Here is a 24,659-nt window from a genome sequence, read left to right as displayed (position 1 = left end):
CACCGGCCACTCTCTGGCCAGAACCCACCACGCGCGGTGGCGAAGCCGCCCCCCGCAGGCGGGTGGGTGACGGTCTCGGGGTGGTCCAATTCGGCGCGGAAGGCGACCAGGGGCGCCCTGGTAGCGCCCGACGAGGGCGACGCGCTCGTGGCCGAGGGCCGCCGCCGCGGCCACCACGTCGGCGGCCATGGTGCGCTCGGCGTACGTCTCGGGGGCGGTGTCCGCCGGCCTGTCGCTGGCGGCGGAGCCGCGCAGGTCAGGGCAGATCACCGTGCGCTCGGCAGCGAGCCGGTCGGCGACGTGCCGCCACATCAGGCGGGTCTGGGGGAAGCCGTGCAGCAGCACGACCGGGCTGCCGCTGCCGCTGCCGCCGACGGCGAGGAGCCGCCCTGGTCGCGGAACCGGGTGCCCACGTCGCCGAGCATCCCTGGCGCGAGCCCGCCTGGGGGCTGCTCGCCCGCGCGCTCCACCGCGCGGGCCGCCAGGCCGACACGCTGGCCGGCGGCGACGCCCTGGTCCACTCGCGGCGCGACCCACTCGCCGCCGTCGAAGCGGCGGAGCGCCCCGGGGACCTCGCCCTGACCGCCCGGATCATCGGGCGCCTAGGACGTGCCCGCCCTCTGGAGCCGGGCCGACGACCCCGAGCAGGCCCGCACCGCCCTCGCCACCGTGCCGGAGCCGCCGCGTGACCACATGCAGGAGGCGCTGTGGTGCCTGACCGCCCGTGCCGCCACCGCCCTGCGCGACGCCCGTGCCGAACACGCGGGAGCCCCCGGCGGAATGCTGACCCTGGGCCCGGTGTCGCGCTTACCTGGCGGAGTCGGAGGCACGTACCGGGGCGGGGCAGGCGCGCGCTGATGCGGGAGCCGGATTCACGTACGATTGGTGCAGTCGGCAGCAAATCGGCTGTTTGGTGCGAATCGTTTTCTGGCACCACGTATGGCCATGCCGTTCCTCAAGGAAAACGCCTCCGTTCTCCAGGCAGGAAGAAGCCCAGCTCATGGATCTCAACGGCTCCGTCGCCTTCGTGACCGGCGGCAACCGCGGACTCGGCGCCCAGTTCGTCCGCATCCTCCTGGAAGCCGGTGCGAGCAAGGTGTACGCGACCGGCCGCGACCTGCCCGGCGTCGGGACAGGCGCCGTCCCGGTCCGGCTCGACCTCACCGACCACGCATCGGTCCTCGCGGCCGCGGAACAGGCCCAGGACGTCACGCTGTTGATCAACAATGCCGGGATCGACACCTTCACCGGCATCATGGACGGCGACCTCGACACCTACCGCCTCGAGTACGACACCAACGTGCTGGGGACCCTCGACGTGACCCGTGCGTTCGCGCCTGTCCTCGCCCGCAACGGGGGCGGGGCGATCCTCAACGTGCTGTCCGTTCTGTCCTGGGCGTCGCTTCCGACCGAGGCGGCGTACAGCGCGGCCAAGGCCGCCGAGTGGTCCGTCACCAACTCCCTGCGTGTGGAGCTTGCGGCGCAGAACACCCAGGTGACCGCACTGCACGTCGGCCGTATGGACACGGACATGATCGCCGGCAGGGACACCGAGGGGGCGGCCGATCCCGCGGAGATCGCCAGGATCGCCCTCGACGGCGTCGCGACGGGCCAGCTGGAGGTGGTCGCGGACGCGTTCACCCAGCAGGTCAAGGGAGGGCTGTCACTCGGCATCGAAGCCCTCTACCCTCAGGTCGCGGGAGCCTGACAGGCCGTCACGGGGGTCGCCGGGAGCAGGTGATGGGTGCCCGCCCGCCCTGCCCGCCACAGCGTGAAGTAGTAGAACACCGGCCAGGTGGAAGATGCGTTCACGACCTCCCTCGGATCGCAGGCCCCGGGATCCCCGGTCGCGCGACGTCCGTGGCCCGAAGATGTCCGGTTGACTGAGCTCATTCAGCGGCGGCGGCACGGCGCAGCGTGAACCAGAACGTCGGGACCGGGTTCGTGCCGGGCGTCACGTCGGTCAGCTGCCACGCCGAGAACCTGGCGCTGAGTTCGTCGGCGGTGACGCCGGAGATCGGGTCGTCGAACGCTTCGGGTCCGTACCCGAACATCAGAAGTCGTGCGCCGGGGGCGGCACGCTTCGTGAGGCCGGTGGCGTAGGCGTCGCGGCGGTGCGGTGGAATCCCGCAGTAGCAGCTCAAGTCGAAGAACAGGTCGTACGGGCCCGGCACGCCCACCTCGTCGAGTCGGGTGGCGTCCCCACACAGCACGGTGACGTCCGCTCCGGCAGCGGCGGCCTTCTCCCTCGCCTGCCGGACCGCCCGGTCGACCAGGTCGACGGCCGCCACCCGCCAGCCGTGCAGGGCCAGATACACCGCGTTGGTTCCGGTGCCGCAGCCGAGTTCGAGGACCTTGCCCGGCATCAGCGCGCCGGCGCCCTCCACCAGGGCCACCAGCTCGGGCGGCGTGATGCCGCTGTCCCACGGCGGCTTGCCGTCCCTGTAGAAGTCCTCCAGCTCACGGCGCACGGCCGCCTCCTGGTCGAGCTCCTCAGCCGTCCGAATCTCACTCATCGCCACCCCTCCACGAATCTAGAGTTCAACTCTAGTGAATCACTCTAGAGATAGACTCTCAGCATGGATGCGGTCAAGGGATCCGACGGACAGAACGCCAAGCGCCCCGACAAGCGGGCCGAGCGCTCGCGGCGCACCCGCGAAAACATCGTCGCGGCGGCGCGGGACCTGTTCGTCGCGCAGGGGTACGGTGCGACAAGCCTTCAGGAGGTCGCGGATCGCGCGGGCGTGGCCGTCCAGACCGTGTACTTCGTGTTCCGGAACAAGCGCGCGCTGTTCAAGGACGTCGTCGACACGTCCATTGCGGGCGACGCCGAACCGGTCGCCACGATGGACCGCGACTGGTTCCACGCCGCGTGCGCCGAGCCCACTGCAGCCGGGCAACTGCGCGCCCACGTGCGGGGCGTACGCGACATCCTCGGCCGTCTCGCCCCGATCATTCCGCTGATCGCGGCTGCGGCGGCCACGGACCCGGAGATCGCCGCGCAGTGGCCCGCCGGCCCCGACCCGCGCTATACCGTCCAGCACGCAGCAGCAAAGGCACTGACCTCCAAACCCGACGCCCGCCCCGACGTCGACACCGCCCGCGCCGCCGACCTGCTGTACGGGCTGCTCAGTCCGGAGCTGTACCTGGTCTTCGTCCGCGACCGGGGCTGGTCCCCCGACGCCTGGGAGGAGTGGGCATGTGTGGCCCTGACCACCCAACTCTGCACAGACCACGAGTAGGCCACCGCAGATGTGCCGCACCTCGCACACCCCGTCCCACCAGGGCGGATGGGGTTATCGGCAGGGGCAGGGATATGGCGACCCATGCCTCGCCGGATGGTGTCTTGGGTGCCGTGAGGATCACGCGGTTGTTGTCGACGGCGGACAGCGTGTGGCGGACGTAGAGGACACGTTCGCGTCTGCCGTTCTGCGGCGGCGGGTCTCGGGATGGCCGTGGGGCGGGCGGGGTTGTGGGGGAGGCGGAGGTGTCGGACGGCGTCGCCGAGTGCGATGGAGAGAGTTGCGAGGCAGCGGTGGACGGTGACCTTCCCGCGTCCGCTGGCGAGTTGGGAATGGGTGAATGCTGCGATGTGGGAGTGGTTGAGGTCATCGAGTCTGACTGTGCCGTGAGGGGATGATGCGCGAGTGCTGGCTTGCCCAGGCGCTGTCGTCCTCCTGGGGCGAGATGGTGTGGCCCATGCCCGGGGCAGTTGAAGCCGTTGTTTCCGCTCATGCGCGGACGGGCATCGCCTAGCCTGCTCTCCATGCCCGACGACACCACGCACGTGAAGCGTGACGACCGGCCTGAGGAATCCCGGCGAGTACGCCTGAGTCAGACGTTCGACGAAGATGCGGAGTTGTACGACCGGACCAGGCCCGGCTACCCGCCGGAGCTGTACGACGACCTCGCGGAGTTCGCCGGTGCCTGCCCGGGCAGCCGAGTACTGGAGATCGGCTGCGGGACCGGGCAGGCCACGGTGCCGCTGGCCGAGCGAGGCTGTCGGATCACGGCGGTCGAGGCAGGACCGAGTATGGCCGCAATCGCCCGCCGTAACCTGAACGGAGCCGCGGGGGTGGAGATCGTTACGGCGGACTTCGAGAGCTGGCCTCTCCCGGAGGAGTCGTTCGACGTGGTCTTCGCAGCGACCGCTTTTCACTGGATCGACCCGGCGGTAAGGATGGCGAAGGCTGCCGAGGCGCTGCATCCCGACGGGGCGCTCGCCGTGGTGCGGACCCAGCATGTGAGGGGTGGTACCGAGGAGTTCTTCGTCGAAGTTCAGCGCTGCTATGAGCGGTTCGATCCGGACACGCCGCCTGGGCTGCGGCCTCCGGAAGCCGCCGACATCGACGGCTCGGACCACGCCCAGGAGGTCCTGCAGAGCGGTGCGTTCGGGCCCACGGTCTTCCGCCGTTACGAACAGGACCTCACGTACACCACGCCGGAGTATCTGAGGCTGCTTCAGACCTACTCCGGTCACCGTGCACTTTCAGCAGCTGCCAGGAGCGGCCTGCTGGGGTGTATCGCAGGCCTGATCGACGGGCGGTACGGTGGTCGGGTGACCAAGCGGTATCTCATCGACTTGGCGGTGTCACACCGGCGATGACGCCGTTTGGCACGCCGTGGCACCCTCCGTTGGCCACAGAGCTGTCCCTGCAACCGCGGCGTGAGCGACGTCCTCATGTCCTCTGCGACGGGCCAAGGAGAGAGACGAAGCGCAACAGTGGGGTGGGATCTGGCCCAGCTTGTCCCTCGGGAGGTGGCAGAGCGCCGGCGAGGCTGGTGCGGTCAGTGTCGGTCAAGATTGGCTTGCCGACCACCTGGCGTTGCCGAGTAGCGGTTGGCGCCTGCCGCAGAGCAACAACTCCGATGCCCTTGTCGCCTGGAGCCGGCAGGCCATCGAGTCGCGGGGCTGGGAATACGTCGTGCGAAGCGACCCAACTCCGTGCGGCTGGCGAACATCCGCATTCTGGCGAGGCATCGCAGGGCGTGGTTGTTCTCTCCGGAGATCGTGGGCAGGGTCGAGGCCTCAGTGAGCGACGGGATGACGTTCGCGGACGCGTGCAGGTCGGCGCCGGAGCTCGACGAGCGCCAGTCCGCGAAGGCGGTCGCTGACGGCTTGGGCGTCTCGCGGCAGACCATCGCCCGTCTCGCCCGGAAGTACGGGATCCCGCTGCAGCGAGGACGCCGCAGCCACAGCTCTGTCGACCGCGAGTGGCTCTTTGATCAGCACGTCACGTGCCGACGGCCGCTTCCCGAGGTCGCACATGAGATGGGGTAAGTACCGTCAGCATGAACTGCTGGGCAACGAAATCGGCATTCGGCTTCGCCCCCGCGGAGGTGCCGGCCATCGCGAAGCCCTGGGCCCGGATACCGGAAGTCCGAGCTGACTCACGAGCAACCGGGCGATCATGTCGAGGTGACCGTCGCCGACCCCACCGAGTTCATCTTCACCAGCCGTGCCACCGTCTACCGAGCCCTCGAATGCCGCCAGAGCGCGTCCACGTCGTCGATCTTCGGCGGGCAGTGACGTGCTGCCTCACGTCTACCAGGTGACGAAGTACAACCCCGCCGACCGCGACCAGCACGGGCACTGCGCCGGCGCTGAGCCTGCGACGAGCGACCACGGGCCGATCGAAGCGGCCTGTCTTGAGGCCGTCGCCGCCTTCGCCGAGGACACCGGCGTCGACCAGCTGGCCGCCCGCGAGCCGCAGCTCGGCGGCTTCGCTCACTTCGGTCTGGGGCCACCGGTCGACGGCTACGGCCTGGCCGACCTCTTCCCCGCCGGCCTCGACGGGTTCCACGACGGTGCACTGGTGCCGATCGCCCTCGGCCTGGAACTTGTACGGGCCATGCTCCGCGACAGCGGTGCCTGGTGCCGCCTGGAGGCGGAGGGAGAGTTCACGGTGCACGTCGGCTGGGACTGGGCGTTCCTGAAGACCCTGCGGCGCGGCCAGGTCGTCACCGGCACGGTGACCTCCATCGCCGGCTTCGGCGTCACCTTCGTGGACATCGGCGGCTTCACAGCGATGATCAACCTTCCGGAGCTGTCCTGGCGTCCCTTCGATCACCCGTCCGACATCGTCAGTGTCGGCCAGGAGATCACCGCCGAAGTCCTCGACATCGACATGGTCTGGGAACGGGTGCCGCTGTCGCTGCGAGCAGTGCAGGAGGACCCGTGGCCGCAGGTCGCGCAATGGCTCGGACAGGTGGTCACCGGACCGGTCACCAAAGTCCTTCCGTTCCGCGTCTTCGTCCGCATCGAAGACCGAGAGGACGGCTTCCAGGGCCTCGTGCACACCGGCGAGCTGGATCAAGCGCCGGAGGACGTCATTGAGGTCGGCGACGTGGTCACGGTGAAGATCATCGATGCCGATGTCCCGCGGCGCCGCATTGCCCTGTCACAGAGGCAGGCTGACCAGTGACGACGTGGACGTGCTGCTGCTGGGACGAGGAAGCCACCTGGTTCTACTTCGAGGTCGACGCCGACGGCTGGGTGACCCGACAGATCGAGCTCCGAGGTTCTGAGCTGATCCCGATCGCAGCTGCCTCATGGACGAGTGGCAGCGCGCTCAGTAGGCAAGCAGTCTGGGTGAGTACGAGAGGAAGTTCGGACGCACCGCGGAACTCCCAGCGTCACAGTGGGAGGGATACGAAGCCGATCAGCAGACCTCGCAAGCATTCGAGCAGGTCTGGGATGCCGCTCGACGGGAGATCGCAGCCCGCTGACCCCGAGGCCCGGCAGTTACCCTGTCGGCTTGTGGAACAGCTGCCCGAGGGCGTCGATCGCGACATCATGAACCACCGGATCATCCTCCCCACCAAGGCGATCCGTGAGGCACGCGCCTGCACGCTCCACGAGGCGCTGGACGTCTCCGCCGAACGCTACGAAGAACTCCGTCGGGATCGCCCGGACTCCTTCGCGGTGTCACCCGAGGACCACGGCCGGGGCTTCTACTCCTCACCCAGCACCGCACCACCCGCTCTCACTCCAGACCGCCGACGACTGCTGGTGCCGGCCGCGACCGATACCGACTGAGTCGCCCGAAGCTCGAGCGTTCAGGAGGGGGATTGCCCAGCACTGCCTGGCTCAGAGGGTTTCCAGGGGTCGGCCCGGCCGAGCAACTCCACGAGTGGGGTACCAGTCCGGGCAGCGACGATGCGGCGGGCGCGGAGCTGGGCGCGGGTGCGGGGGCGGAATTTCGGATCCCGTCCGCAACCACACGGTTCGAAGCCGTCGTAGCGCAGCCCGGCGTTGAGAACCGCCGAGACGACCGACCATGCCTTCCGATTACTGCGGCGGGGTGGCGCGAAGTCGTGGCCGGCACACAGCAACGAGCCTGAACAGCGCGGGCACGAGTGTCCACCCTCGCGAGGATGCCGCTTGAAGCTGATTCGGCACGAGACGCAGGCGTAGTGCAGCTTGTAGTGGGCGAAGGCGTATCTGCACACAGGCCGACTGTAGCGATGACGCTTCGCCATCTACCAGGGGATTCCACCTCTGGGGTGGTGTAGGAGACGCGACTGCGCTTGTCGTCCCTCTCGCCACGACGCGGAACCCCATGTGCAGGGCGGGGACTGCTCGGCTCCAAGCTCGAGTGACGATGTCACCGGCCATGCGCTGGGAATGGGGCACGCGAAGCCGGAACGGTCAGAGGGACATGATGCGCTGAAATGCGCGAAGCCCCAGGCTGCAGCGCCGGCGTGTGACACCGAAGTCGGGAACCTGCACCAGGGGTGGAGCCGGAAGGCCGTGCACACCATTGCGCTGCGACTGGCGTGGCCGGTCAGTCGAACGCCGAAGTCGCGCAGCTCCCACTGCAGCCGGTCTTGTCCGTGGCTTTGACGGCGAAGGGCACGTTCGTGCGGGATGCAGACTGCCGGGCTCGCCGCGAGCATCGCAGCAGGAAGGTCGGACAGTATCCTGCAATTCGCTCTCGCTCTCGCCCTCGTCGGTAGCCGGCAGTCCTGCGGCCTGGCTGCGCGGGAAGTCGGCCCACGTGGTGCTCGCTCGTTCCCGGAGCGGGTGGGATGCCGTGCCCTTTGTGGATTTCCCAAACGGTGGAGGCGGCGACCTCGATCCGAAGCGAAGCGAGTTCGCGGTGGATGCGCCGGTACCCCACGAGGAGTTCTCGCGGGCGAGGCGCGGGACCAGGGCGCGGATCGAACGGATGGTGGCCGGTCGTCCGCGCCGCTTCGGTAGGCAGGTTGCAGCATGGCGCCGTTTGAGCAGGTTGCGGTGCCATCGCAGGACAGTTCTGGACGTACAAGGAGCAGGAGCCGGCGGAGCTTGCCCATCGGCAGCGGGCGCGGGAGCGCCAGGGCGTTGGTCGCGGGGAGGTAGGCCAGGCGCAGGAGGAGACCGGCGATCACGGCCGTGACCTGAGCAGACGATTTATCGGCACCCGCAATGCCGGGCGGATGGCCCGGGCCGCCGGGTTAGAAGGGCGTGGACGGGGGTGTGATGCAGCCTGCGCTGATTCTGAGCGTCTCGTACTTTTTGCCCTGGTCGTCGGTGATGTCTGTTTCCCGGGTCACGAAGACGTCCCAGGTGTCGGTGGTGAGGTGGCTTTCGTCGGAACCCCCCGTGGTGGCGGTCTTCCAGCCGGCGGCGTGGAGCATGGCGGTGATGGTCTCGCGGGTATGCGGGTGTGCCCCTGCCAGGGGGTAGATGCGACCGAGGTCGATGCCGCAGGGCTGTATCCGGTCTGTCGAGCTGATCGTCGGATCCAGGTGTGTTGCGGTGAGCGTTTTCTGCAGCAGGGCGAGAACCTCGTCCCGGTGGGTGGCGCCGGGTGGCGCTGGTGGGGTGGAGGCGGCGAGGGGTGCCGCGGGGGTCGTGTCAGGCGTGGTGTGGGTGGCTGGCTTACTGGAGGCTTGGGTGCTGCCGCTGCATGCGCCGGCCAGGAAGACCGCGGGTACTGCCATGGCGAACAGGAGGGTGCGGAGTTTCACAGCATGTAGCTTAGAGGGCGTTTGGCTCCGTTATTTGATCCCGTATTGCCACACTTTGACTCGATCATGTGCCGCGCCGTGTCGGGGTGGATTCTCGGGCGAGGCGGCGCGTCATGAGGTAGACCATCGCGAGGTGGACCATGGCTTCGGAGCGGTGTGGGTGGGCTTCGTGGTCGCGTGCGAGTCGGCTGCGCAGGCCGTGGTTCGATGGTCGGCCGATGTCCGGCCCCCGGCCGTGGCGCTCAGTTCGCCAGCCGGTCAGGACCGGCTCGACCAAGCTCCCACCGGGCATCGGACAGGTGACTCGGATAGCGGCGGTGTTCACCTGCAATACCGAGAGCCCCTGGTGCGGGCCAGTCGCTTGCACACGGCACACGAAGCAGGAGGGTCACGACGGCGCACCTTGGGGTGAAACAGGAGGAGCGCAGGCAGGACCGCAACATCAATGCCCCTCTGGCACCATCGGAAACTCGGGGAGCACCAGCATTTTCGAGAGCGATCGCCGAACATCACCAAAGAATCCAAAGAGAGGACCTGACGCCCCCTGAGTGAGCGTGAGGTTCGTATATCGCTGCGTCCGCGGTGGTCGGCCGCGTCGAACTCCGACGCGACATGGGCCATTTGCGGTAAAGTGTCCGATGAGGAGTGCGCCAGCGGTCCCCGCAAAGGGGAATCTGACCGGAAGTACCCCGTCTCAATTGGACAGGTCCCGGATTATGGGGTGCTCCGAGCCCGCCATCCGCTCCCGCCGACCGCCACCGGCATCCCCCGGCGCTAACTCCCCCACGACTTCCCACCATGGCAGGGGGGCTACTACCTTTGGCCGGATGCTGTCACCGCAGTCACCGCAGTCACCGCAGTCACCGCAGTCACCGCAGCCACATGCCGCCGCGAGCCCGGCAGCCACTCCGGCAGCGCCCCAGCCGGCTCGAAACCGTACGGCAGCCGTGGTTGTCCCGCTGATGGTCGGACTCGTGCTCGGCGCCGGCGGGGTCGGAGCCGGCTGGGCACTCAGCGGCGACAGCAGCGCCCCCGCTGCTGGGTCCGACCCCGCGGGGGACGCCCGCGCCGCGTGCCAGGCGCTCGACGGGTTCGACGAATCGAAGTTCGCGGCGAAGGGGCCCGACGGCGACATCGCCCTCAACCGCTACGCCGCAGCGGGGGCGCTCTCCGCCTCGGCGGCTGCGGGGGACCGGGAGTACAAGCCGCTCGCGCAGGCCATCCGCCGCTCTCAGGACCGGCACGCGCAAGTCTTCGACTTCGACGCGCAGGTGAAGCAGGACCTGGCCGAGGCCCGCCGGATCTGCGGCACTCTCTAGCGGCCTCCGCCCCGCCTGCGTTGCGCCGTGCGGCTGACATACGGATCGCCGGTGTGGTTCCATGGCGTCATGACCCCGCTCGTGATGCGCCGCCACGTGGACTACGTGCGTGTCACCAGCACGGGGTGTCCCGCCGGGCGCTGACGCCGCGTCTCCGGCGTTCTGCCGCCGTTCCGGCCGCTGATCATCTGCTGTTCCGCGCGATCGGCGTCTTCCGCCGTCCTGCCCCCACCGTGGTCTTCCTGTCCGGTGGCGGCGGTCCGCGCCGCGCTTTCCGGCGCGGCCCCGCGCGCCTCCGCAGTGAGCCGCCGCCGGGACACCGCCGGGGATTCGCCTCGCCTCTCCGGTCGCCGTTCCCTTCATCCGCACCTCCGTCAGGAGAGCCATGACGAACCCCATCGACTCCGTCACCGCGGGGCACACCCCCGACGAGGTCCCCGCGGCCGACACGTCCGCCTGGTCGTTCGAGACCCGGCAGGTACACGCCGGCGCCGAGCCCGATCCGACCACCGGGGCGCGGGCGGTGCCGATCTACCAGACGACGTCGTTCGTCTTCCGCGACACCCAGCACGCCGCCGACCTCTTCGCGCTGGCCGAGCCGGGCAACATCTACACCCGTATCCACAACCCGACGCAGGACGTGCTCGAACAGCGGATCGCCGCGCTGGAGGGCGGGGTCGCCGCGGTCGCGGTGGCCTCGGGCCAGGCCGCGGAGACGCTGGCGATCCTGACGCTCGCGAGCGCCGGCGACCACGTCGTCTCCAGCGCGTCGCTGTACGGCGGCACGTACAACCTCTTCCGTCACACGCTGCCGAAGTTCGGCATCCAGGTCTCCTTCGTCGAGGACCCGGACGACCAGGACGCCTGGCGGGCGGCGATCAGGCCGCAGACCAAGGCGCTGTTCGCCGAGACGCTGGGCAATCCGCGCGGGAACGTCCTGGACGTGCGGGCGGTGGCGGACGTCGCGCACGAGGCGGGTGTGCCGCTGATCGTGGACAACACGGTGCCCACGCCGTTCCTGCTGCGGCCGATCGAGCACGGCGCCGACGTGGTGGTCCACTCGGCGACGAAATTCCTCGGCGGCCACGGGACGACGATCGGGGGTGTCGTGGTGGACGGCGGCACCTTCGACTTCGGCGCGCACCCCGAGCGCTTCCCGGACTTCACCGAGCCGGACCCGAGCTACCACGGCCTGCGGTACTGGCCGGCCCTGGGACCCGGTGCGTTCGCGATCAAGCTGCGCGTGCAGTTGCTGCGCGACCTCGGCCCGGCGCTGTCGCCGCACTCGGCCTTCCTGCTGCTGCAGGGCGTCGAGACGCTGTCGCTGCGGCTCGAACGGCACTCGGCGAACGCGCAGGCGCTCGCGGAGTGGCTCCAGGAACGCGACGAGGTGGCGGCCGTCCACTACGCGGGCCTGCCGTCCAGCCGCTGGTACGAAGCCGGGCAGCGCTACCTGCCGCGGGGTGCGGGCGCGGTGCTGGCCTTCGAACTGCGCGACGGGGCCGAGGCGGGACGCCGCTTCGTCGACGGGGTGCAGCTGTTCAGCCACCTGGCGAACATCGGTGACGTGCGCAGCCTGATCATCCACCCGGCCTCCACGACGCACAGCCAGTTGGACGAGGAGCAGCTCGCGGCCACCGGTACGTCACCCGGCCTGGTGCGGCTGTCGGTCGGCATCGAGAACGCCGCCGACCTCATCGCGGACCTGGAGGCGGGCTTCCGCGCGGCGAAGGGCGCGTCCTGAACCAGACCGGCACCAGGCCGCCTGCCGGCATCCCCCTGCTGCCCGCCTCAGGGGCGTGGCAGCCGGGGGACCCGCCGGGGCGCCGCCGCCTGCACGACCTGTCCGGCCCGCTGCCGCTGGAGGCGGGCGGGGAGCTGCCGGGAGTACGACTGGCGTACGAGACCTGGGGCCGTCTGGCGCCGGACGGCTCCAACGCGGTGCTGGTGTCGCACGCGCTGACCGGCGACAGCCACGTGGCGGGGCCGAAGGAGCCCGGGCATCCCACCGCGGGCTGGTGGGACGGCCTGGTCGGGCCGGGGCGTGCGCTGGACACCGACCGCTTCTTCGTGGTCGCGCCGAATGTGCTCGGGGGCTGCCAGGGGACCACCGGGCCGTCGTCGTACGCGCCCGGCGGCCGCCGGTGGGGCGGTGCCTTCCCGTTCCTGACCCAGCGCGACCAGGTCGCCGCCGAGGCGTCGCTGGCCGACGCGCTCGGGATCAGCCGCTGGGCGGCCGTCATGGGCGGGTCCATGGGCGGGATGCGCGCCCTGGAATGGGCGGTGAGCCGCCCCGAGCGGGTCGGCGCGCTGCTGCTGCTGGCCTCGCCCGCCGCCGCGAGCGCGGAGCAGATCGCCTGGTCGGCCGTGCAGTTGCATGCCATCCGGTCCGACCCGAACTGGCGCGGCGGCGACTACCACGACGCGGGACCGGGCGGCGGCCCCGCGGCCGGGCTCGGCCTGGCCCGCCGCCTGGCCCATGTGACCTACCGCAGCGAGGCGGAGCTGGCCACGCGTTTCGGGCGCGCCGCGCAGGGCGCGGAGGATCCGTGGCAGGGCGGCCGCTACGCCGTCGAGTCCTATCTCGACCACCATGCCGAGACCCTGGTGCGGAGATTCGACGCGGCCAGCTACGTCGTCCTGACCGAGGCGATGAACTCCCACGACGTGGGGCGCGGGCGGGGCGGGACCGCTGCGGCACTGCGCCGGGTCACCGCGCCGACCCTGGTCGCCGGGGTGGACTCCGACCGGCTCTACCCGCTTTACCAGCAGGCCGAGTTGGCGGCGGGCATCCCCGGCGCGGACCGCCCACGCGTGGTCGAGTCGCCCTACGGCCACGACGGGTTCCTGATCGAGGTGGAGCAAGTGGCGGCCCTGGTCGCGGAGTTGCTTGCGGGCTGACCTGCCGCCGGATCTCCGGCGTCAGGGCCGGCGTGCGCCTTGCTTGGGCTGCCCGGACTCCGCCGCGGCGAGCCGGCGCAGGGCGACCTCGGCGAAGAGGGCGGCGCCGTCCGGCAGCACCGCGTCGTCGAACACCGCGTCCGGGGCGTGGTTGCCGGGCGCGGTGGCCGGGTCGCGGTCCTGCGGGCAGGCACCGAGGCTCGTCATCACCCCGGGAACACTGGCGAGCACCCGCCCGATGTCGTCGGAGACCAGGGCCGGGCGGGTGCCGCGGACGAACCGCCCGGGACCGAACAGGCCGGTGACCGCCGCGCGCACCAGGTCGGCCTCGGCGGCGTCGTTCACCGTCGCCGGATAGCCGGGGACGTAGTCGACCCGGGCCTCCAGGCCGTGGGCGGCGGCGATGCCGTGGGCCGTGCTCTGCGCGGCCGACGCGAGCCGGGCCAGCGTGGTGTCGGACAGGGCTCGCAGCGTCGCCTCCAGCCGGGCCCGGTCGGGGATGATGGCGGGCCTGCTCCCCGCGTGCACCGTCCCGACGGTGAGTACCACCGGGTCGAACGGGTCGAACCTGCGGGCCGGCAGGGCGCTGAGCGCGGTGACGAGTTCGGCGAGGGCCGGGACCGGGTCGCGGGTGCGGTGCGGCCAGGCGCCGTGGCCGCCGGCTCCGTGTAGGGCCACGGTGAGAGTCCCGTTGGCGGCCAGCGCCGGCCCCGCGGTGTTGCTGAACTGCCCGGCCGGCGCGCCGGCACTCGAATGCAGGGCGTACGCCGCCACGGGACGGCTTCCCGTGGTCTCCAGCAGCCCTTCCGCCAGCATCAGCCGCGCCCCGTCGTGGCCCTCCTCGCCGGGCTGGAACATGAGCAGCACATCGCCCGCGAAGCGGTCGCGCCGGGCGGCGAGCAGGTGCGCGGCGCCGACCAGCATCGCGGCGTGCTGGTCATGGCCGCACGCGTGCCGTGGGCCGTCGGGGAATTCCAGGGCGTCCAGGTCGGCACGCAGCAGCACGGTCGGTCCTGGCCGCGCACCGGACACGACGCCGACGACCGAGGTCAGCGCCGTGCCGGTGTGCAGTTCCAGACCGAGGCCGTCGAGCGAGGCGAGGAGCGCCTGCTGGGTACGGGGCAGCCGCAGGCCGGTCTCCGGGTGCTCGTGGAGTGTCCGCCGCAGCCCGTGCAGCCCGAGGAGCCGGGCCTCCGCGAGGAGGGTGTTCACCGTGCGGTGCCGCGCAGGGCGGGAAGCACCGTCTCGGCGATCCGGTAGGACTCCTCCAGCAGCGGGTTGCCGGACAGGATGAAGGTGTCCACGCCGAGGTCCTGGAATTCCCCAAGGCGCTCGAGGACCTGTGCGGTGCTCCCCACGATCGCGGTGCCGGGACCGGGGCGGAAAAGGCTCATGCCCGGCCACAGGTTGGGGTGCTCGACCAGCTCCCGCGCGTGCTCGGGGACCCGGCCGCCGTGCTGGCGGAACTGCCGTGCCCAGCCCTCGCCGTCCTTGCCCTCGGGGTCGCCCAGCATGCGGGTGTAGGTCGCCTGGCTGGTCACGTCGAGCAGCCGGTCCGCCGCCGCCCACGCCTCCTGCTCGGTGTCCCGGACGATGAGGTGCAGCCGCAGGCCCAGGCGCAGTTCGCGGCCGTAGTGCGCGGCGCGCTCGCGTACCCGCTGCAGCTTCTCCTTCAGCAGGTGCGGCGGTTCACCCCAGGTGAGGTAGACGTCGACGTGCTCCGCCGCCATCTCGATGCCGGGTGCCGAGGACCCGCCGAACCACAGCGGGGTGTGCACACCGCCCTGGATCGGGGCGAGTTCGCGCAGGCCCGCGCCCGCCTGGGTCAGTTCGTAGAACCTGCCCTTGTGGTCGAAGACCTCGCCCGCGGTCAGCCGCTTGACGATGCTCCAGTATTCGGCGCTCAGTTCGTAGCGCTCGTCGTGTTCGAGCTGAAGACCGGCCTGCCGCAGCGCCTCGGTCGAGCCGTTGACGACGTTGAAGCGCAGCCGGTCGGGGCCGAAGAGGTGGGCGAAGCTCAGCGCCATCTTGGCCAGCACGGTCGGCGAGATCAGACCGGGGTGCACCGCGAGCAGCGGTTTGAAGCTGGGCCGGGTCACCGCGGCGACCGCCGATGCCAGCGGCCACACGTCGTAGAGGTCGGTGGCGAACAGCGCTCCGTCGTAGCCGAGGCGGTCCACCGCGACACCGAGCTGCTGGAGATAGGCAAGGTCGATGCCGCGGCGCCCTTCGGGCTCCCACGGGTAGGCGCCCTCGCGCGGGATGATGTACCAGAGGATCTCGGGGCTGGGCACGGTCACTTCTCCTGGGACTCGGCGGCCGCGAGGGCCTGGGCGGCGACGGTGTCGAGGCCCGGGTGGCGGGCGTTGGCGACGGTGATGGGCCGGGGCAGGAAACCGGCGGCGGCGAGGATGTCGGCGGCCTCCTGCTGCTCGGCGACGAAGGCGTCGGAGGCCGGCTCCAGGCGCCACGGCAGTGCGGCCAGCGCCTCGCGCCAGTCCGCCGCGCTGCCGCCCTGGTCGGCCGCGGTGATCTCCGCGGCCTGGTCCAGGTGGCCCGCGGCCCAGGTGTCGGCGGCCTGCAGTGCGCGGGTGATCAGCCCGACCAGCTCGGGGCGGGAGTCGGCGATGTCGCGGCGGGTGAAGAAAACCGAGCGGTCGGCGATCAGGTCGCCGGCCTCGGCCAGGGTGCGGACCCGGCCCTCGCGGCGGGCGGCGGCCAATTCCGCGCCCTGCCCCACCCATGCGTCGATCCGGCCGTCGAGCAGTGCCTGGTAGGAGCCGGCCGCGGAGCGCTCCGGGGTGATGTCGGCGCCGTAGGACAGGCCCTGCAAGGCGAGTGCCTTGGCGACGAAGTGGGTCTGCCAGGAGCCAATCGCCAGGTGGACGGTGCCGCCCTTCAGATCGGTCACGGCGGTGATGTCGCTGTCGGCGCGGACCAGCAGGGCGCCGTGGCCGGGCCGTGGCGCGGAGACCGCTGCGTAGACCAGGTCGTGGCCTGCGGCCTGCGCGGACAGCGGCGGGGTGGAGCCGGTGCCGCCGAAGTCGATGGTGCCGTCGGCGAGGGCCGCGGCGGTGTCCAGGCCGCCGATCCGGTGCCAGACGACGGTCTCGCCCTGCGCGCTGAGGAGTTCTTCCAGGATCCCGAGCCGCGACAGGTGGTAGAGGGACGGGTTGGCCTGGTGGACGCCGATGTTGACGGTCATGCGTGGGACTCCTTGGCGGGTGCGGTGTCGGTGGTGGCTTCCGGTGCGGGCTCCGGTGCGGGCTCCGCTGCGGGTTTTGCGCGGTGGACGCCGAGTTCGGTCAGCAGCCGGGTGCGCAGGGCGGCGAACCCGGGGTCCGCGCTGTCCCGCGGGTGGTCGATCGCGATCCGCTCGTCGGTGGCGAGCCGGCCGTCGCGCAGGACGGCGACGCGGTCGGCGAGCCGGATCGCCTCGTCCACGTCGTGGGTGACCAGCAGGACCGCGGGCCGGTGGCGGCGGCACAGTTCGCCGACCAGGTCGTGCATCCGCAGCCGGGTGAGTGCGTCGAGCGCGGCGAACGGCTCGTCGAGCAGCAGCAGTTCCGGCTCGCGGATCAACGCCCGTGCCAGGGCGACGCGTTGGGCCTCGCCGCCGGACAGGGTGCCCGGCCAGGCGTCGGCGTGCCCTTCGAGGCCGACCTCGGCGAGCGCGCGCCGCCCGGTCTCCCGGGTGTGCGGGCCGCGCGGCAGGGCCACGGTGACATTGCCGAGCACCTTCTTGGAGGGGACCAGCCGCGGCTCCTGGAAGACCACGGTCCGGCTCTCGGGGACGAGCACCGTGCCGGCGTCGTGCCGGTCCAGGGCGCCGAGGATCCGCAACAAGGTGGTCTTCCCGGTGCCGCTCGCGCCCAGCAGGGCCAGGAATTCACCCTGGCCGATGTCGAGGTCGAGCCCGTCCAGCACATCGCGTGAGCCGAAGGTGCGGCGCAGGCCCCTGATGCGGACTGCGGCCAGGCTGCCGCCGGGAAGGTCTCCGGCGGTTTCCCGCTGCGCCCGGCCGGTGCCGGCCAGTGTCCCGCTCATCGCACGGCCCCCCGGATGCGCCATGGCATCAGCAGCCGTTCCAGGACCCGGGCGACACCGTCGGCGAACAGCCCGATGAGGGCGTAGATGAGGATGCAGACGGTGAGGATGTCGGTGCGCGAGTACTCCTGGGCGGTGGACATCAGATAGCCGATGCCCGCCGTCGAGTTGATCTCCTCCGCGGCGATGAGGGCGATGACGCTGAGTGTCATCGACAGCCGCAGCCCCGACAGCAGGGCGGGCAGCGCGCCGGGAAGCACCACCTCGCGGACCAGGGCGAGCCGGCCCATACCGAAGCTGCGCATGGCCTCAACCAGTTTGCGGTCGGTGTTGCGCACACCGCCGGCGGCCGAGACGTACATCGGGAAGCTGGTCGCCACCGCGATGAGCACCACTCGGGCGGTCTCACCGATCCCGAACCAGACCATGAACAGCGGCACCAGGGAGAGGAAGGGGATGGTGCGCAGCAACTGGAGCGAGGAGTCGAGCAGTTCCTCACCGAGCCGGGAGAAGCCGGTGACCACACCGAGCACCAGCCCGATCGTCGCGCCGAAGGCCAGGCCGAGACCGGCCCGGGTGAGGGAGACCGACAGCGCGTCGCCCAGCTGCCCGCTGGTCCACAACTCCCGGAAGGCGGACAGCACCTGGCGGGGCGAGGCGAGCAGGGACGAGCCGAGGGTGCCGGACGCGGACGCCCAGATCCAGACCAGCAGCAGGACCACCGGGCCGAGCAGCCGCAGCCCCAGCCCCAGGGCGCGCGGGCGCGGCCTGTCGACCTTGGGCCGCGGGGTGACCAGCCCCGGCGCCTGCGGATCGGCCGAGGTCCCGACGGCTCCGCCGGGGGCGGGGGCGCTCATTCGGTGCCCGCCGCGGCGGCGTCGATGTCGATGACATGCGGCTTGACGTCGAAGACGCCCTTGGTGATCTTCTGGTCGGCGAAGAACTGCGCCACGGTGGCGAAGTGCGCGAGCTGGGTGCCGCCGATGGGCTGTGCGGTGCCGAGCGCCTTGTCGATGGGCAGTTCGATGGCCTGCTGCGCGGGGCTGACCGCCTCGGGACCTGAAGTCGTCTTGACGTTCAGGTACGCCTCGGGATTCTGCTGCTGCTTGGTCCCGGCGTCGTGCAGGTAGGTGTAGAGCGCCTTGACGACGTCGGGGTGCTTGTCGGCGAAGTCGTTGCGGACCGCCCAGACCGCGTAGTTGTCAGAACCGACCTGCCCGCCGGTCGTCAGGAAGCGTGCGTCGGAGTTGGCGAGAGCGGGGATGGAGTAGGTGCCCCAGGTGGACCAGGCGTCGACCTGGCCCGAGTTGAAGACCGGGCCGATCTGGTTGGGCTGGAGGTAGACGCGCTTGACCTGGTCCACCGGGATGTGCTGCTGCTGGAGGGCCTTGAGCAGCAGGTACTCGCTGGTGCCGCCGTGCCACACGGCGACCTTCTTGCCGACGAGGTCGCTGACGCTGTTGATCCCGGAGTCCTTCTTCACCAGGATGCCCTCGCCGAGTTTGTCGGGGTCGACGGCGGCGAAGAGCTTGAAGCCGGGCGTCTGGGCGAGTGCGGCGATCGCGGAGGTGATCGAGCCCTCGGCGAAGTCCAGCGCGTTGGCGTCGAGTTCCTGCGCGGCAGGGGCGAACGCACCTGCGGTGCCGGTCCACGCCACCTTGGCGTGCACCTTGGCCAGCGCCTTGTCGAGCGATCCGTCCTTGCGCCCCAGGGCGAGGACACCGGAGTTGCCGCCGTCGGGGATGCGGACGGTGATGGTGGGAGCGCTGCCTCCCGCGGTGTCCGCGCGGGCGGACCCGCCGGAGGACGAGGAGCAGGCTGCCAGGCTCAGGGTGGCGAGCAGGGCCGTGGTGGCGAGGGCGAGTTGACGGACGTTCACGGAGGTCTCCAGAAGATGGCCGGCCGGGATGGGCGCGGGAGTCATGGGGTGGTGGCGGGGGTGCCCGCGGGGCGGGGCGGTACGGCTTCCGCGGCGGCCCGGGAGGCGCGCAGTTCGTGGGCCAGGCGCAGCGGCTCGTGGTCCGCCCAGCCGGCGACGTCCACGGGGGCGGGCAGGAAGCCCTGGGCGGAGAGGAACCGCTCCTGCTCGGCGAGGAGGTCGAGGCGCCCCTGGCCGAGGTGGAGTCGCAGGCTGCCCGCGGTGCCGTCGCGGTAGGCGCCGGCCACTCCCTCCGCGCCCGCCCCGGTCTCCGCGCCCAGGATGCGGGCCACGTCGCCGGGGTGGTCGGCGGCCCAGTCGGCGGCTTCGAGCAGGACGGCGAGGAAGCGCACCACCAGGTCGGGGTGTTCGTCAAGCAGCCGCTGGTGGACGGTGATCGGGCGCGGGGTGCCGTTGTTGATCCGGTACCTGCGGTCCGGTACGGCGTCCAGGTCGATGGCGACCTTCGCCCCGTAGCGCTGGGCGGTCTCGACGGCGACCGCGCCCTTGACGTAGACCGCGTCGACCCGCCCGTCCCGCAGCGCCGCCAGCTCGCCCTCCCACTGGCCCTGGCGTACGCCGGGGATCTCGACGAGATCGGCGTCGTCCAGGGTGAGGCCTGCCAGCCGCAGGGCCCCGGCGTGTCCGTGCAGGGCCATGGCGCGCCAGAAGTCGATGGCGATGTCATGGCGTGGAATTGCCAGCCGCCTGCCGCCCAGCTCTTCCGGTGTCCGCAGGTCGCTGTCCTGGCGCACCAGGATCGACTGCCGCTCCTCGATCCACGTCAGCGCGATCAACCGGGTGGCCTCGCCGCGTGAACGCGCCCACAGCGCGGGGACGTTGCCGCCCTCACGGAACAGTGCGGTCAGTTCGTGCGTGAAGTGGCTCCGCGGCAGGCCGTCGGAGTCCGCCTGCCCCGCGGCGTCCCGCAGCGAGCGCACGGTGATCCCGTCGGGGGCGAACTCCGCGGCGAGGCTGCCGCGGTCGGCCGCGATCCCGGTGGCGGTCGGGACGGGGCAGCGGGTGAACCAGATCTCATCCGGAACTGACATGGGTGCTCCAAGCAGCATGCGTCGGGAGGGCGGGGCGCGGGCGGATGCGGCGCGGAGCGTCGCAGGGCACCACCACGCGAGAAGTCGTACGAGAGCGGGGTGCGGCGGACGTCAGCGACAGCCGGTGCCGCGGGACCGGCCGAGGTCCAGATACAGCCGCGCGGACAGCAGCGAACGGAACGGGCTGAGCAGGCCGGGCGTCGTCATCACGGTTGCTTCCCTTCCGGTTCGGTGTGCGGCATGCGGTCTGCAACGGAGGCTGGCACACACATTCGGTCCGAAGCAACGTTTCCCATCATGTGGGATCACGTCTGTCGGGCAGTGTTCACGCCGGGAGACGTGGCGCAATATTCTGGCAACAGTTGCCAGATCGTGGCAGCCTCCGCATGCTTGGGCCATGACGACGGATGCGCGCACCAACGCTGCCGGGGCGCCCCCGGGAGCGCAGGCGGTCACCCGCGCACTACGGCTGCTGCACTGTTTCCGGGACAACCCGGGTGAGCTGACCGCGTCCCAACTCGCCCGCCGCATGGAGCTCTCGGTGTCCACGGCGCACCGCCTGGCCCGCACGCTGGTCGCGGCGGGCTTCCTGGAACAGGACGAGCGCAGCGCCCGCTACCGGCTCGGCCCGTCCGTCGCCGAGCTCGGCCAACTCTCCCTGCACCAGCGCGGTATGCACCGGGCCGTGCCCGAACTCGACGCGCTGGCAAGGGCCACGGGCACCACAGCCGACCTGGCCATCCGCGGCGGTGCCCATGCCGTGATCCTGGCCGGCGGTTCGGTGAACCCGGCGTCCGGGCTGGGCCTGCGCCGCCCGCTGCACTCCACGGCGCTCGGCAAGGTGCTGCTGGCGTGGGCGCGTCCGGGAGAGCAGGATCTCGACGCGCTGCCGCCACTGGGCGCGCACACCGACCGCACCATCACGGGACTGGCCGAGCTGCGGGCCGAGTTGGACCGCGTACGGGCGGCGGGTTACGCGCTCAACGACGGCGAGTCGGCCTACGGGGTGCGGACCGCCGCGGTGCCGGTGCTCGACGCGGAGGGCCACGCGCACGCGGCCCTCGCGGTGCGCTCCACCCCCGACGTCATCACCGACGCCCGCCTCCCATGGTTCGTGACCCGCGCCCATGCCTGCGCCCGCGCCCTGGAAATCCTGCTGCTGCCGCCGTCCCAGCGACACTCCGCCACCGACGTCGTCGGATAGCCCCAGCAAGGCCCCGCCTGGCCGAGCGCCCCATGCTGACCGCGCCCGTGCGGTTCCGCGTCCTCCACGCGAGTCCACATCATCGCGCGGGGTTGGCGATTGACGCGCCGGCAGTTGCCACACGCAACTGCTGGCCCCTGGCCGAGGCACTCGGACACCCCGGCCCCCACCGGCCGTGGTGCTTCCTGCGCCTGTCCGGTGATCCGGTGTTCGCACGGACCGGGCGTCGGTCCGTGCGAACAGCCCGTTCAGTCAGGAACGATGGTCACTGCTCGGATCGTCAGGGCACCTTGACGCCGGAGGCGAGGGTCCAGTTCTGGTTGCCGCCGCCGTTGCAGTTCCACAACTCCAGGCCGGCGCCGTTGGGGTTGGTGGTTCCGGTGACGTCGAGGCAGAGCCCGGACTGGACGCCGGTGATCGTGCCGTTGGAGTTGACGTTCCACTGCTGGTTGGTGCCGCCGTTGCAGTCGTAGATCTCGACGTGCGTACCGGCGGTGGTGGCGCCGCCGTGGGCGTCGAAGCACTTGCCCAGCACCTTCAGCGTCTTGGCCGAGGAGCTGTAGGTGATCTTCTGGTTGGCGCCGCCGTTGCAGTCCCACACGTCCAGCTGAGTGCCGTTCACCAGGGTGCCGGCCGGGTCGTCGGCACAGCGGCCGGAGAGCCCGCTGGTCAGGTTGCCGCCGACCGGAGTCGAGGAACCGGACGGGGTGACCTTGAACAACGCGGACTCGTGCGGGGCCAGACTCCGGCTGACGGAGTTGGTGAGAGTCTCGTTCGACTTGCCCCAGAGGTTGCGCACCGTGGCGGAACCGCTGAACCCGAGGTCGGAGAAGTTGGCCGTCACCGTCTCGTTGCCGGCCCGGTCGGAACGGTTGAACAACGCCACCGTGTAGCTGCCGTCCGGGTTCTTCTGCCTCGTGGCCCACACCTGCAGATCGTTGTTGTTCGAGATCTGGCTGGCCACCACGGAGTCGGTCTGGTTGACGTTGGTGACCTCGGCGTTCTTCAGCATGTTGAGGTCACCGGCGTCCAGGTTGGTCAGGTCGCTCCCCAGCATCATCACCGACCGGGTGATCGCCCACAGAGTGAGCACGCTCTGCCGCTCGTTCACGGTCAGACCGTTGTGGTCACCGTTGCCGACCTCGATCGAGTCCGGGTCGTTCCAGCCACCCGGACCGGCGTACTGCCCCCACTGGGCCAGGTTGGCCCAACGCGGCCCGACGTTGCTCCAGGTGGTGAGGGTCGAGCAGTAGCACTCGATGTCGCCTCCCGTCCGCCAGCTGTTGGAGTACTGCTGCCAGGTCCTGATGTTGTTGATGTCCAGGGTGTTCGACAGGCCGAGGTGGATGGTGCGGCCGGTCTGGTTCAGCGCCTTCGACCAGGCGATGACGTCGTCCTGGTCGCTGGTGTGCACGCCGTCGATCTTGATGTAGTCGACCCCGTAGGAGGCGAACTGGTTCGCCCACGAGTTCACGAACGCCTGTGCCGCGGTGGGGTTCTTGTTGTAGTCGATGAAGTACATGACATTGCCGAACCCGCCGTAGTTCGACTCGAAGGTCGACGTGCTCGAGACGATGTCCCGTGCGTGGTAGGACGTGCCCTCGATCGGGGTGTTCTGGTCGTATGCCGCCTTCGGGATTCCCGGCGTCACGTACATGCCGAACTTCTCGCCCAGGCCGTGGATGAAGTCGCCCAGGTTCTTCATACCGTCCGGGAACTTGCCGGTGTCGACGACCCAGCGACCGTACTGATCGACGGTGGTGCCGGGGTTCTTGATGTAGTAGTCGTCCAGGTTGATGTACTTGTAACCCACGTCCATCAGGCCCGAGTCGTGCATCGCCTGGGCCTGGGCCTTGATCTTGGCCTCGGTCGGGTTGTTTCTGACGGAGCTCCAGCTGCTCCACCCCATCGGCGGCGTCCGCGACGCACCGTTGTCCTGGGCTTGCGCGGTGGGAGCGTTGATCGCGTCCGCACCGTAAAGGAACGAGCCCAGCAGCGCGGCCACGCCGAGAACGCTCGCCCACCCCCTCCGCCGGTACCTGTCCTTCTTGTGTGGCCGTTGCCGCATCGAAAGGGTCATGGCGACTCCTCGCACAGTCTGTGGGGGAAGCACGGGCTGCTCGAACCCGTGCGTGTTCGTGTCGCACCATGATGGAGTTTGAGTAAATGTGTCAACAGCGCTGACGTGATCCAAACACAAAGAATCAAAATGTCGACGCCGGCTGACGGTTATGGGTGGTTCGCCTGAATAGCCCCCGGGTGCCGCCGAGTTGGCGTGCGGTGGCCGATCCGGGCCGGCCGGCGCCGGGGTGACATATCCGGCACGCCGCCGTGCGGCGGGCGGAGTGATGGGCACCCCTGACGCTCACCGCCGCAGGCACGTTTTCCCGACCAGGGTGCCCGGACCTGCCGCGCATCATCACACGTTTCTGTTCGGAGTTGTTTCTTTGTCCTGAGGGTTGACCTCAAAAGAAACACGACAACACATTGTGCGCCATCTTCCCGGCGGGGACCGTCGGTCTGGCCACGGCCAACAGCCCCTGGTCGGGAAACCACCAGACGGGGCGAGCACCCGGGCGACCGCACAGGTCACCCAGATCACCCAGCCGGACTGGAAGTTCATCGATTCCGCATCGGGCCACCTGGGCGCGGCAGCGAGAATGACGGCGCGTACGTGACGGCAAAGTCCATCACCGGTTCGGACTACCCGACGATCCTGGAGACCACCACCTCCGGCTCCGCGCAGGCGGTGAACTTCCACGCCCAGGGCGGTCTGTCGATCGGGGCCGTGCACGTCTGGGCCTGTGCGGCTCGAAAGGTCATCGCTGCTGGTCAAGCGACATGACGATATGTGTTGGTGACGCCTGCTCGTTGCAGTGGTGTCGCTGCGCAGCGGCACTCCGGGGACGGACAGCAGCGTGCGGGCCACCCTTGCGCAGCAACGAAACGCTCACGTGGACACGGTGTCAGCCGAGCCTGCGCGAGGTCGTGGACCGGGTTGGTCATTGCCGCGAACAGATGCTGGGTTTTGTTGCCGCTGAGGGGGATCAGGGCCTCCGGGCGCTGGGCGCTGGGCGCTGGGCGCTGGGCGCTGGGCGCTGGGCGCTGGGCGGTCGGCGTTCGGTGGCCGCGGTCACGGCAAGCAGAGCGCGGGGGGGGGGGGGGCCCCCCCCCCCCCCCGCGGCCGCCCCCCCCCCCGCCCGGGCCCCCCCCGGTGCCGGCCGGGGGGGTGGTGAAAGGCGGGGAGATATATTCGTTCTTGT

General features: G+C 70.5%; 21 protein-coding genes and 4 pseudogenes. 11 read left to right on the top strand and 14 right to left on the bottom strand.

Annotated features, from left to right (window positions below):
• Positions 1-62: 62 nt before the first annotated feature.
• A pseudogene (locus ACGFMP_RS15085) lies at positions 63-381 on the bottom strand (alpha/beta fold hydrolase); the annotation flags it as partial.
• Here ACGFMP_RS15085 and ACGFMP_RS15080 point away from each other — a divergent pair.
• A pseudogene (locus tag ACGFMP_RS15080) lies at positions 381-666 on the top strand (BTAD domain-containing putative transcriptional regulator); the annotation flags it as partial. The pseudogenes ACGFMP_RS15085 and ACGFMP_RS15080 sit on opposite strands and share 1 nt — an antisense overlap.
• A gap of 334 nt (positions 667-1,000) precedes the next feature.
• A complete protein-coding gene (locus tag ACGFMP_RS15075) occupies positions 1,001-1,708 on the top strand; it encodes an SDR family oxidoreductase (RefSeq protein ID WP_393672702.1) in 708 nt (235 codons plus the stop codon).
• On the opposite strand, the gene ACGFMP_RS15070 is transcribed toward ACGFMP_RS15075, so the two are convergent.
• Together ACGFMP_RS15070 and ACGFMP_RS15065 are read right to left on the bottom strand one after the other, a co-directional pair.
• Positions 1,690-1,812 carry a hypothetical protein gene (locus ACGFMP_RS15070; RefSeq protein ID WP_393672701.1) on the bottom strand — a complete coding sequence of 41 codons (123 nt, stop codon included), beginning with the start codon at positions 1,810-1,812 and terminating at the stop codon, positions 1,690-1,692. The two genes, ACGFMP_RS15075 and ACGFMP_RS15070, sit on opposite strands and share 19 nt — an antisense overlap.
• A gap of 77 nt (positions 1,813-1,889) precedes the next feature.
• Positions 1,890-2,516: a class I SAM-dependent methyltransferase gene (locus ACGFMP_RS15065; protein ID WP_393672700.1), complete on the bottom strand. Its 627-nt coding sequence runs from the start codon at positions 2,514-2,516 to the stop codon at positions 1,890-1,892.
• 63 nt (positions 2,517-2,579) lie between these two features.
• Between ACGFMP_RS15065 and ACGFMP_RS15060 the strand changes: the two genes are divergently transcribed.
• From ACGFMP_RS15060 to ACGFMP_RS15045, 4 genes are all read left to right on the top strand, one after another.
• Positions 2,580-3,242, top strand: coding sequence for a TetR/AcrR family transcriptional regulator (locus ACGFMP_RS15060; RefSeq protein ID WP_393672698.1), 663 nt, complete (start codon positions 2,580-2,582; stop codon positions 3,240-3,242).
• 524 nt (positions 3,243-3,766) lie between these two features.
• Positions 3,767-4,606, top strand: a complete 840-nt coding sequence (locus tag ACGFMP_RS15055) for a class I SAM-dependent methyltransferase (protein ID WP_393672697.1) — start codon at positions 3,767-3,769, stop codon at positions 4,604-4,606.
• A 925-nt stretch (positions 4,607-5,531) separates the two neighbouring features.
• Positions 5,532-6,425 (top strand): S1 RNA-binding domain-containing protein, encoded by an 894-nt coding sequence (locus ACGFMP_RS15050; RefSeq protein WP_393672695.1) that lies wholly within the window; start codon positions 5,532-5,534, stop codon positions 6,423-6,425.
• Between the two features lie 335 nt (positions 6,426-6,760).
• A complete protein-coding gene (locus ACGFMP_RS15045; protein WP_393672694.1) occupies positions 6,761-7,039 on the top strand; it encodes a hypothetical protein in 279 nt (92 codons plus the stop codon).
• A gap of 912 nt (positions 7,040-7,951) precedes the next feature.
• Here the strand turns inward: ACGFMP_RS15045 and ACGFMP_RS15040 are convergent.
• From ACGFMP_RS15040 to ACGFMP_RS15030, 3 genes and pseudogenes are all read right to left on the bottom strand, one after another.
• Positions 7,952-8,298: pseudogene (locus ACGFMP_RS15040) on the bottom strand (integrase); the annotation flags it as partial.
• 141 nt (positions 8,299-8,439) lie between these two features.
• Positions 8,440-8,955, bottom strand: a complete 516-nt coding sequence (locus tag ACGFMP_RS15035) for a hypothetical protein (protein WP_393672693.1) — start codon at positions 8,953-8,955, stop codon at positions 8,440-8,442.
• Between the two features lie 64 nt (positions 8,956-9,019).
• Positions 9,020-9,142: pseudogene (locus ACGFMP_RS15030) on the bottom strand (IS5/IS1182 family transposase); the annotation flags it as partial.
• A 775-nt stretch (positions 9,143-9,917) separates the two neighbouring features.
• Here ACGFMP_RS15030 and ACGFMP_RS15025 point away from each other — a divergent pair.
• The 3 genes from ACGFMP_RS15025 to ACGFMP_RS15015 all read left to right on the top strand — a co-directional run bounded on the left by ACGFMP_RS15025 (position 9,918) and on the right by ACGFMP_RS15015 (position 13,175).
• Entirely contained in the window at positions 9,918-10,274 is a 357-nt protein-coding gene (locus ACGFMP_RS15025) for a hypothetical protein (protein ID WP_393672692.1), read from the top strand.
• Positions 10,275-10,659: 385 nt separating this feature from the next.
• Positions 10,660-12,018, top strand: coding sequence for a bifunctional o-acetylhomoserine/o-acetylserine sulfhydrylase (locus tag ACGFMP_RS15020; protein ID WP_393672691.1), 1,359 nt, complete (start codon positions 10,660-10,662; stop codon positions 12,016-12,018).
• Positions 12,015-13,175, top strand: coding sequence for a homoserine O-acetyltransferase (locus ACGFMP_RS15015; RefSeq protein WP_393672834.1), 1,161 nt, complete (start codon positions 12,015-12,017; stop codon positions 13,173-13,175). The genes ACGFMP_RS15020 and ACGFMP_RS15015 overlap by 4 nt, the downstream gene beginning before the upstream one ends.
• Positions 13,176-13,196: 21 nt before the next feature.
• Here ACGFMP_RS15015 and ACGFMP_RS15010 read toward each other — a convergent pair whose 3' ends face one another.
• Genes ACGFMP_RS15010 through ACGFMP_RS14980 form a run of 7 tightly spaced genes read right to left on the bottom strand, consistent with a single transcriptional unit; the run spans position 13,197 to position 20,192 of the window.
• On the bottom strand, positions 13,197-14,387 hold the full coding sequence (locus ACGFMP_RS15010) for a M20 family metallopeptidase (RefSeq protein WP_393672690.1): 1,191 nt from the start codon (positions 14,385-14,387) through the stop codon (positions 13,197-13,199).
• Positions 14,384-15,475, bottom strand: coding sequence for an LLM class flavin-dependent oxidoreductase (locus ACGFMP_RS15005; RefSeq protein ID WP_393672689.1), 1,092 nt, complete (start codon positions 15,473-15,475; stop codon positions 14,384-14,386). Before ACGFMP_RS15005 ends, ACGFMP_RS15010 begins: the two co-directional genes overlap by 4 nt.
• Positions 15,472-16,380 carry an ABC transporter substrate-binding protein gene (locus ACGFMP_RS15000; RefSeq protein ID WP_393672688.1) on the bottom strand — a complete coding sequence of 303 codons (909 nt, stop codon included), beginning with the start codon at positions 16,378-16,380 and terminating at the stop codon, positions 15,472-15,474. Before ACGFMP_RS15000 ends, ACGFMP_RS15005 begins: the two co-directional genes overlap by 4 nt.
• Positions 16,377-17,222 carry an ABC transporter ATP-binding protein gene (locus ACGFMP_RS14995; protein WP_393672686.1) on the bottom strand — a complete coding sequence of 282 codons (846 nt, stop codon included), beginning with the start codon at positions 17,220-17,222 and terminating at the stop codon, positions 16,377-16,379. Before ACGFMP_RS14995 ends, ACGFMP_RS15000 begins: the two co-directional genes overlap by 4 nt.
• Entirely contained in the window at positions 17,219-18,079 is an 861-nt protein-coding gene (locus ACGFMP_RS14990; RefSeq protein WP_393672685.1) for an ABC transporter permease, read from the bottom strand. Before ACGFMP_RS14990 ends, ACGFMP_RS14995 begins: the two co-directional genes overlap by 4 nt.
• A complete protein-coding gene (locus ACGFMP_RS14985) occupies positions 18,076-19,101 on the bottom strand; it encodes an NrtA/SsuA/CpmA family ABC transporter substrate-binding protein (protein WP_393672684.1) in 1,026 nt (341 codons plus the stop codon). The genes ACGFMP_RS14990 and ACGFMP_RS14985 overlap by 4 nt, the downstream gene beginning before the upstream one ends.
• 41 nt (positions 19,102-19,142) lie before the next feature.
• The gene (locus tag ACGFMP_RS14980) at positions 19,143-20,192 is read right to left on the bottom strand and encodes an ABC transporter substrate-binding protein (RefSeq protein WP_393672683.1); all 1,050 of its coding nucleotides are present in this window, start codon (positions 20,190-20,192) and stop codon (positions 19,143-19,145) included.
• A 397-nt stretch (positions 20,193-20,589) separates the two neighbouring features.
• Between ACGFMP_RS14980 and ACGFMP_RS14975 the strand changes: the two genes are divergently transcribed.
• Positions 20,590-21,396, top strand: a complete 807-nt coding sequence (locus ACGFMP_RS14975) for an IclR family transcriptional regulator (protein WP_393672682.1) — start codon at positions 20,590-20,592, stop codon at positions 21,394-21,396.
• A 280-nt stretch (positions 21,397-21,676) separates the two neighbouring features.
• Here ACGFMP_RS14975 and ACGFMP_RS14970 read toward each other — a convergent pair whose 3' ends face one another.
• Positions 21,677-23,401 carry a glycoside hydrolase family 27 protein gene (locus ACGFMP_RS14970; RefSeq protein WP_393672681.1) on the bottom strand — a complete coding sequence of 575 codons (1,725 nt, stop codon included), beginning with the start codon at positions 23,399-23,401 and terminating at the stop codon, positions 21,677-21,679.
• Between the two features lie 669 nt (positions 23,402-24,070).
• Between ACGFMP_RS14970 and ACGFMP_RS14965 the strand changes: the two genes are divergently transcribed.
• Positions 24,071-24,241, top strand: a complete 171-nt coding sequence (locus tag ACGFMP_RS14965; RefSeq protein ID WP_393672680.1) for a hypothetical protein — start codon at positions 24,071-24,073, stop codon at positions 24,239-24,241.
• Positions 24,242-24,659 lie beyond the last annotated feature (418 nt).

It is taken from the genome of Streptomyces sp. NPDC049040 (genome assembly GCF_043197715.1).
Taxonomy (GTDB): Bacteria; Actinomycetota; Actinomycetes; order Streptomycetales; family Streptomycetaceae; genus Actinacidiphila.
The sequence above is the reverse complement of the archived record's forward strand: the minus strand, read 5'-3'. Positions and strand labels throughout refer to the sequence as shown.